Genomic DNA, 1,658 nt, shown 5'->3' with positions numbered 1-1,658 from the left:
ACGCTACCTTCATGGATATCCTTGCCAATGCTGGCGGCCCAACTCGATTTGCAGAGTCGCGTCAAATACGCGTAATCAAAGCGGATGGTCGAGTACTTAAATTCGATTTAGCGGCTTACACTGAAGGCTTGCCTAACTCTAACCCACCGAATATTAAAGCCGGTGACGCGATCTTTGTTCCTGAGAAAACCGACATGAACGAGAAATCTTGGTTAAAGATTGCACCAGACAGAGCAGTTAACGTGATTGGTGAGGTGAATCGACCTGGTCGTATAGAATGGTCAGATGAAATGAACTTCATGGGATTATTGGCACACGTCGGCGGCCCCACGCTACGCGCTGACACATCGAAAATTGAAGTCGTGACGGGTAGAAAGTTGGTTGTGTTTAATCTTGATGATTTCATCAGAAATGGTGCGCCACGAGATCTGATGCCACAAATTCGTGCAGGCTCTATCGTCCGTGTCCACGACTTGCCACAAGATCCGTCAGACAATAAATCTCAATGGGTACGTCAAAGCTCTGATGCTTCGATCTACATTTTTGGACAAGTGAATGCACCGGGTCGTTACCGCTTCACCAAAGACATGCACTTTCTTGACATTTTGTCTGCAGCTGACGGGCCTACTAAGGATGCCGATATACACAACGTGCGTGTGACTCACCGTGATAAAACCTACTCTAAAGTAAGCAAACTCAATTTATCGTTGTACTTCGAAACCGGTGACGAATCGTTACTGCCAAATGTAACCACAGGTGACACTATTTATATCCCAGAGAAAGGTAAAAACTGGTTAGATACACCGAAAGAAGAAACCGTTCGTGTGCTTGGTGCGATTAACAACCCAGGTCGCTATGTGTTTAACGACAACATGACCATTTTAGATATATTGGCAGAAGCGGCAGGCCCTACCGACAATGCTTACGTAGAGAAAATTACCATTGTGAATATGTCTTGTTGCCAAGGCCAAGCTCGTACCTTCGACCTTGTTGAATTCAGCAAAACAGCCAATATTTACAACCTACCAGTACTGCGCGCTGGTGACACTATCTACATCCCAGATCGCCGTGAGAGCTTTATGGAAAAAGCTCGTGTAGGTCTAGAAGACATATTACGTCTAACAACAATGATCGTCTTAATAGGAGCTTTATAATGACTATTTCAGCAATCCAAGCAGAAGTAGAACAACTGTATCTAGCTTCTGAACTTAACGGACAGAAATCGATTTGCGTGACTGCCTGTCATTCAGGTGACGGGGTAACCTCTATTGCAACTGCATTAGCCGAGCGTTTTCTCCTTGCTGGTCATTCTACGCTTTATGTTGACCTCAACTTATACAATCCTGCTTTTAAAGATTTGAACATGTTGGAAGACAATCAACAGGGACAGTTAATTGAACATGTCGAGTCTCATCGTACGTTTATCGGTGTCCCTGCTCCACAAATTGCATCAACGCAATTGGCTTATAAAGATCCGACAACGTTACAAAAAGTGGTGAACAAATGGTTAGACAAATACGATAGAGTCATCATTGATACCTCACCACTTCTCAACATAAACAAAGGCAACATTCCGGCGCAATCTGTCGCGAGTGCTTGTGATAGTACATTGATGGTTGTCGCCTATGGTGAAACCTCTAGTCACCACCTAGAGCCTG

The 1,658-nt window shown here is 44.5% G+C and carries 2 protein-coding genes; both read left to right on the top strand.

Annotated features, from left to right (window positions below; translation table 11 throughout):
- Positions 1-1,154: SLBB domain-containing protein (locus tag AB4653_RS19120; RefSeq protein ID WP_372105016.1), on the top strand; the 1,154-nt coding region annotated here is incomplete at its 5' end.
- On the top strand, positions 1,154-1,658 hold a 505-nt coding region (locus tag AB4653_RS19115), incomplete at its 3' end, for a chromosome partitioning protein ParA (protein WP_372105014.1). The genes AB4653_RS19120 and AB4653_RS19115, both read left to right, overlap by 1 nt.

Source organism: Vibrio sp. 10N.222.48.A3 (genome assembly GCF_041475345.1).
Classification (GTDB): domain Bacteria; phylum Pseudomonadota; class Gammaproteobacteria; order Enterobacterales; family Vibrionaceae; genus Vibrio; species Vibrio tasmaniensis_A.
The sequence above is the reverse complement of the archived record's forward strand: the minus strand, read 5'-3'. Positions and strand labels throughout refer to the sequence as shown.